The sequence below is a fragment of the Mesorhizobium sp. M7A.F.Ca.CA.002.15.2.1 genome, assembly GCF_003998715.1.
GTDB lineage: Bacteria > Pseudomonadota > Alphaproteobacteria > Rhizobiales > Rhizobiaceae > Mesorhizobium > Mesorhizobium ciceri.
Genome location: NZ_RZPI01000337.1, coordinates 1 through 5,871, shown reverse-complemented (window position 1 = coordinate 5,871; position 5,871 = coordinate 1). Strand labels below are relative to the sequence as shown.

The 5,871-nt window shown below is 63.9% G+C and carries 6 protein-coding genes and 2 pseudogenes; 5 read left to right on the top strand and 3 right to left on the bottom strand.

Annotation, left to right across the window (positions count from 1 at the left end; translation table 11 throughout):
- Together ENZ74_RS18945 and ENZ74_RS18940 are read left to right on the top strand one after the other, a co-directional pair.
- A pseudogene (locus ENZ74_RS18945) lies at window positions 1-862 on the top strand (cobaltochelatase subunit CobT); the annotation flags it as partial.
- Window positions 859-1,887 (top strand): esterase-like activity of phytase family protein, encoded by a 1,029-nt coding sequence (locus ENZ74_RS18940; protein WP_063169107.1) that lies wholly within the window; start codon window positions 859-861, stop codon window positions 1,885-1,887. The pseudogene ENZ74_RS18945 and the gene ENZ74_RS18940, both read left to right, overlap by 4 nt.
- A gap of 11 nt (window positions 1,888-1,898) precedes the next feature.
- Here the strand turns inward: ENZ74_RS18940 and ENZ74_RS18935 are convergent, their stop codons facing one another.
- From ENZ74_RS18935 to rpmB, 3 genes are all read right to left on the bottom strand, one after another.
- On the bottom strand, window positions 1,899-2,570 hold the full coding sequence (locus tag ENZ74_RS18935; RefSeq protein WP_063169106.1) for a hypothetical protein: 672 nt from the start codon (window positions 2,568-2,570) through the stop codon (window positions 1,899-1,901).
- Window positions 2,571-2,629: 59 nt separating this feature from the next.
- Entirely contained in the window at window positions 2,630-3,310 is a 681-nt protein-coding gene (locus ENZ74_RS18930; protein WP_024503743.1) for a queuosine precursor transporter, read from the bottom strand.
- A 184-nt stretch (window positions 3,311-3,494) separates the two neighbouring features.
- Window positions 3,495-3,791, bottom strand: coding sequence for a 50S ribosomal protein L28 (gene rpmB, locus ENZ74_RS18925; protein WP_013529373.1), 297 nt, complete (start codon window positions 3,789-3,791; stop codon window positions 3,495-3,497).
- Between the two features lie 258 nt (window positions 3,792-4,049).
- Between rpmB and ENZ74_RS18920 the strand changes: the two genes are divergently transcribed.
- The 3 genes and pseudogenes from ENZ74_RS18920 to ENZ74_RS35180 all read left to right on the top strand — a co-directional run.
- Window positions 4,050-4,838: a DUF3108 domain-containing protein gene (locus tag ENZ74_RS18920; RefSeq protein ID WP_063169105.1), complete on the top strand. Its 789-nt coding sequence runs from the start codon at window positions 4,050-4,052 to the stop codon at window positions 4,836-4,838.
- Between the two features lie 34 nt (window positions 4,839-4,872).
- Window positions 4,873-5,784 (top strand): EamA family transporter, encoded by a 912-nt coding sequence (locus ENZ74_RS18915; RefSeq protein WP_063169104.1) that lies wholly within the window; start codon window positions 4,873-4,875, stop codon window positions 5,782-5,784.
- A pseudogene (locus ENZ74_RS35180) lies at window positions 5,781-5,871 on the top strand (lysoplasmalogenase); the annotation flags it as partial. The gene ENZ74_RS18915 and the pseudogene ENZ74_RS35180, both read left to right, overlap by 4 nt.

Here is a 5,871-nt window from a genome sequence, read left to right as displayed (position 1 = left end):
CGCCAACCTGTCCGGCGTCGTCGGGCGGCTGGCCAACCGCCTGCAGCGCCGGCTGATGGCGCAGCAGAACCGCTCCTGGGACTTCGACCTGGAAGAGGGCTATCTCGACCCGGCACGGCTGGTGCGGGTCGTCATCGATCCGATGCAGCCGCTGTCGTTCAAGCAGGAGCGCGACACCAAGTTCCGCGACACGGTGGTGACGCTGGTGCTCGACAATTCCGGCTCGATGCGCGGCCGGCCGATCACGGTCGCCGCCACCTGCGCCGACATATTGGCGCGCACGCTGGAGCGCTGCGGCGTCTCGGTCGAGATCCTCGGCTTCACCACGCGGGCGTGGAAGGGCGGGCAGGCGCGCGAGAAATGGCTGAAGGACGGCAAGCCGCCGAATCCTGGCCGGCTCAACGATCTGCGCCACATCATCTACAAATCGGCCGACCATCCGTGGCGGCGGGCACGGCGCAATCTCGGCCTGATGATGCGCGAAGGCCTGCTCAAGGAAAATATCGACGGCGAGGCGCTGCTGTGGGCGCATAACCGGCTGATCGCCCGGCCCGAGCAGCGCAAGATCCTGATGATGATCTCGGACGGCGCGCCGGTCGACGATTCGACGCTGTCGGTCAATCCGGGCAATTATCTCGAACGCCATCTGCGCGCCGTCATCGAGCTGATCGAGACGCGTTCGCCTGTGGAACTCTTGGCCATCGGCATCGGCCACGATGTCACGCGCTACTACCGCCGCGCCGTCACCATCGTCGATGCCGAGGAGCTGGCTGGCGCCATGACCGAGCAGCTGGCTTCGCTGTTTGCCGAGGAAAGCGCGAAGGATACGCGGCGCGGCGGTGGTATGCGGCGCGCCGGATGATCTCCAGGCGCGGCGGCTTTCAGCAGACGCTTTTCGCCGCCATCGCCCTGCTTTCCGGTGTGGCTTCGGCGGCAGCCGGTTCGCCCGACTCTGGTTCTGTCGAACCGGTCGAAATCTCGGCCCGCCCGATCACCGAATTTCACATTGGCCGTGCCGACAAGCAATTCGGCCCTTTCGAATTCGTCGGCGGGCTGGAGATGACCTCGCCGACACGCGATTTCGGCGCGCTGTCGGCCTTCCGCTTCCTGAAGGCCGGCGGTGACTTCATCGGCGTTGCCGACACCGGCTTCTGGTTCTTCGGCACGGTGGTCCGCGACGCGGAAAAGCGGCCCTCCGGCATCCAGAATTTCCGCATGCAGCAGATGGTCGACGAGACCGGTCGGCCGATCGACAGGAAATGGGAGGTCGATGCGGAAGGCCTCGCGGTCAAGGACGGCATTGCCACCGTCGGCTTCGAGCGCAGCCACCGCGTCGCCCAGTTCAAGATCGACGCCAACGACATGAAGGCGCCGTTCAAGCCGCTGGATTTCGTCGTTCCGGCCCAGGAGCTGCGCCAGAATCGCGGCTTCGAGACCGTCACCCACGCCAATGCCAACGGTCAGCATGAGGGCGGCCTGGTCGTGGTCTCCGAAAAGAGCCTCGACAAGGCCGGCAACATCTATGCCGCCATCATCGAGGGGCCGCACAAGGGCGTCTTTACTGTCAAGCGCAACGGCGATTTCGACATCACCGACGGCGCCTTCCTGCCGGATGGCGATCTGCTGCTTCTGGAGCGCAGTTTCTCGATGGCGAGGGGCGTCAAGATGCGGCTGCGGCGCATCTATGGCGAAAGCGTCGAGAAGGGCGCGGTCGCCGACGGGCCGGTGCTGCTGGAGGCCGACATGGGCTACCAGATCGACAATATGGAAGGGCTCGACGTCTGGACCCGCGACGACGGCGCGCTGATGGTGTCGCTGATCTCCGACGACAACCACTCGATCCTGCAGCGCAACCTCTATCTGGAATTCATCCTGCACCAGGATTGAGCCCGCCGGCTTTACGTCTTGGTGGCGATCCAGATGATATGGCGCGCGCCGCGCTTGCCGTTGGCGCGCGTACTGACCTCTTCGACCCCGAAGCCTGCCTGCTTCAGCCGCCGCGTGAAGCCGATGTCGGGGCCTTGCGACCACACCGCCAGCACGCCGCCCGACTTGAGGGCGCTGCGTGCGGCTGCGAGGCCCTGCAGGCTGTAGAGCGCGTCGTTGGATTTGTGGACGATGCCTTCCGGGCCGTTGTCGACATCGAGCAGGATGGCGTCCCAGGCCGCGGGCTGCCAGCGTATCAGCTGCCCGACATCGGTCTCCTGAATGGTGACGCGCGGATCGTCGAGACAGCCGCCAAAGATTTCGGCCATCGGACCGCGCGCCCAGGCGACAACGGCCGGCACCAGTTCAGCGATGACGATTCCGGCATCATTGGCCAATTCTGTAAGCGCGGCGCGCAAGGTAAAACCCATGCCAAGCCCACCGATCAGGATTGTTGGATGGCTATGGCCGGCAATCCGCCCGCAGGACAGTTTTGCCAGCGCTTCCTCGGAACCGCTGAGGCGGCTGTTCATGAGCTCGTTGGTGCCCAGCATGATCGAGAATTCGGTGCCGCGCCGCTTGAGGCGAAGTTCTTGTCCGCCGTCTGGGGTCTTCGCTGAATCGAGCTGGATCCACGGGATCATGATCTTTGTCCGACCAGGATCTTTTCCGAAAACGGGGTCCCACTTTTCGGGATCATGGTTTAAGCCGCAACCGCGGGCTGGCTCCAGCGGGCAGCGAGCAACCGGTAGGGTATGAGTGCGACGACGGCGATGATCAGTTTCACCGAGAGATCACCAAGCGCCCAGGAGATCCAGCGCATCGCCTCGACATGGAAGACGCCCATCAAGGGTGCGTTTTCCAACGCAAAGCCGTCGTTTGGTCCGGCGAAGGCAAAGGCAGCCGAGAAAGCGACGGTGAAGAACACGGCGGTGTCGAACACCGACCCGACCAGCGTGCCGATGATCGGCGCCCGCCACCAGCTCTGCCGGCGCAGCCGGTTGAACACGGTGACATCGAGCAGTTGCGCGGAAAGGAACGCCGCTCCGGACGCGGCCGCGATACGCACCAGCCGGTCGGCGGCGGTCTCGAATTCGATCAGGCCGTGACGGAACAGGAAGGGCGGGACAAGGATCGAGCAGATCACCGCCGTCATGAAGCCGACAAGGACGATCCGGCGCGCCACAGTGGGTCCGTAGCGGCGGTTGGCGAGGTCGGTGACCAGGAACGAGAAGGGATAGGTGAAGGCCCCCCAAGTCAGAAGGTCGGCCAGCGAGAGGCCCCCGATCTGGCCCTGCATCGGGAATTGCACGAGAATGTTCGATGCCACGACGACAAGCGCCATGGCGGCCACGAAGGGCAAATACCGCGAGAAGGAAGTCATTTTTTTATCCTGGGTAATGGAACCAGCCAAGCATCATGCCCATGCGGGCGATGCTCGCCTTCGTATGTGGGCACCGGATTGCCAAAACCTTGCGGCTTCGATCCGATGCCCCAAGGCCAACAAGATGTTGGCCAGAGGCCAACAAGATGTTGGCCAGGGCGGTCGTCCCCCGCCTTTGAACTGTTTAAGCGGCAGCCTGCTCGGCGGTCTTCTTGGCGATCTGCTTCTTCAGCAGACGGGCGCGCTGCGACAATTCCTTGACGTCGGCCTTGGCCAGGAAGGCGTCGAGACCGCCGCGATGTTCGACCGAACGCAGTGCGTTGGCCGAAATGCGCAGGCGCACATTCTGGTTCAGCGCTTCCGAAATCAGCGTCACATTGACGAGGTTCGGCAGGAAGCGACGCTTGGTCTTGTTGTTGGCGTGGCTCACATTGTTGCCGGACATGACTGCCTTGGCAGTGAGTTCGCAGGTGCGGGACATTGTTCTAACCTTCAGTTCTCGGGGTCTGCCAAACACTCAAGCCCACGCCGGGTGGCGCGCGGTTCTGGTCAGGCGGCCTTATGGAAAAAGTTGGCGTTCCATAGTTGCATTTCGCCGAGGCGTCAAGCTCCTGCATTGCCCACTGCGCGCCCGGCATTTTCATATTAAGGCCGGAATTCATCCTATAAGCGGTCTCATAGGGACATGCCAGACCGGAGTTGCCCGCCTCCGGCCGAAAATCAAGGACCCGATCCCGCCATGCTTCGTTCGTCACATGCCTTTGCCGCCATGCTTGCCGCAGCCTTGCCGTCCGCCGCGTCTGCTGCCTCGCCGCAGTCGTTCAAGGGCGAGTATACGGTGTCGTTCCTTGGACTTTCGATAGCGAAATCAACGTTTTCCAGCCGTTATGAGAACGGCGCCTACGCGATCGAAGGCAGCGTCAGCGCGGCAGGGTTGGCAAAACTGTTCGACGACACGCGTGGCACGATCTCGTCCAAAGGCACGATTGCGGGCAAGAGGATGGTGCCGCAGGCATTCCGCGCCGATTACACCTCCGGCAAGAAGGCATCGGTGGTCGACATCCGCTTTGCAAATGGCAGGGTCACCTCGACGCAGGTCGTCCCGGCGCCGGGCAAGCGCGACCCCAAGAGTTGGGTGCCGCTCGGTGCCGGCGACCTGGCATCGGTGCTCGATCCGATGGCTGCCACCGTCATCCATGCCGACAGCCTCGACCAGGTCTGCGGCCGCACGGTAAAGTTCTACGACGGCGAGATGCGCGCCGATCTGACGCTGACTTACGCTTCGAAGGGCACGATCTCGGTGCCGGGCTACAAGGGCGACACGGTTACCTGCCGGATGGGCTTCGAGCCGGTGGCTGGCTATCGCAAGGGCCGCAAGGCGCTCAACTATCTCAAGAGCAAAAGCCGCATGATGGTGACGTTTGCACCGCTCGGCCAAACCGGCGTATATGCGCCGATCCATGCCACGGTGGGCACGCAGATCGGCACCTTGACCATCAGCGCCGGACGTTTCGAAGCGGTACAATAGCCAGGCGCAGAATTGGCGCGCCACTGGAGACAGAATGGGGCGCGCAACACTGATCGGCTTTTCGGCGGTCGCCATGTGGGCGCTGCTCGCACTGCTCACCGATGCGTCGGGCCAGGTGCCGCCGTTCCTCTTGTCGGCGATCACCTTCTCGATCGGCACCGGTGTCGGGCTGGTCGCGCGGCTGTTCATGCCGGCACCCGACAAGAGCCAGAAGATACCGCCGCAGGTGTGGCTGATCGGCATTGCCGGGCTGTTCGGCTACCACTTCTTCTATTTCACAGCGCTGCGCAATGCGCCGGCTGTGGAGGCGAGCCTGATCGCCTATCTATGGCCTTTGCTGATCGTGCTCGGCTCGGCGCTGATGCCGGGCGAAAAACTGGCCTGGAACCATGTCGTCGGCGCGCTGCTCGGCCTTGCCGGCACCGTGCTGATCGTCACCAAGGGCGGGGGCCTCGCCTTCGACGCCCGTTACGCCTTCGGCTATGCGATGGCCGCCGTTTGTGCCGTGCTGTGGTCGTCCTATTCGCTGTTGTCGCGGCGCTTCCCGTCGGTGCCGACCAGCATCGTCACCTGGTTCTGCGCGGCGACCGCGGTGTTGTCGCTCGCCTGCCACCTGGCGCTGGAACAGACGGTTCTGCCTGACGGTGCCGGCCAGTGGCTGGCCGTGCTCGGCCTTGGCCTGATGCCGGTGGGGGCGGCCTTCTATGCCTGGGACATCGGCGTCAAGCGCGGCAACATCCAGGTGCTGGGTGCTGCAAGCTACGCCGCACCGCTGTTGTCGACGCTGGTGCTGATCGCGGCCGGCGTCGCCGAGCCGTCGCTGCGCATCCTCGCCGCCTGCGTGCTCATCACCGGCGGGGCCGCACTTGCAGCGAAGTCGCTGTTCCTGCGCAAACCAGCGGCTGAGAGCGGAGCCAGGGCGTCCCAAAGCAGGGCCGGGGCATGACGATGCCGTTTGCCGGCGGCATCGACGCAAATGCCAATGCGACACTGATCTTTTCGCTGGCGGCGGCGGTGATCTACGCCTTTACGC

Excerpts from the sequence above, each read along its gene's own strand:
- ENZ74_RS18935 (WP_063169106.1), bottom strand. The coding sequence starts at position 2,570 with ATGATCCCGTGGATCCAGCTCGATTCAGCGAAGACCCCAGACGGCGGA.
- ENZ74_RS18915 (WP_063169104.1), top strand. The coding sequence starts at position 4,873 with ATGGGGCGCGCAACACTGATCGGCTTTTCGGCGGTCGCCATGTGGGCG.
- ENZ74_RS18930 (WP_024503743.1), bottom strand. The coding sequence starts at position 3,310 with ATGACTTCCTTCTCGCGGTATTTGCCCTTCGTGGCCGCCATGGCGCTT.
- rpmB (WP_013529373.1), bottom strand. The coding sequence starts at position 3,791 with ATGTCCCGCACCTGCGAACTCACTGCCAAGGCAGTCATGTCCGGCAAC.
- ENZ74_RS18920 (WP_063169105.1), top strand. The coding sequence starts at position 4,050 with ATGCTTCGTTCGTCACATGCCTTTGCCGCCATGCTTGCCGCAGCCTTG.
- ENZ74_RS18940 (WP_063169107.1), top strand. The coding sequence starts at position 859 with ATGATCTCCAGGCGCGGCGGCTTTCAGCAGACGCTTTTCGCCGCCATC.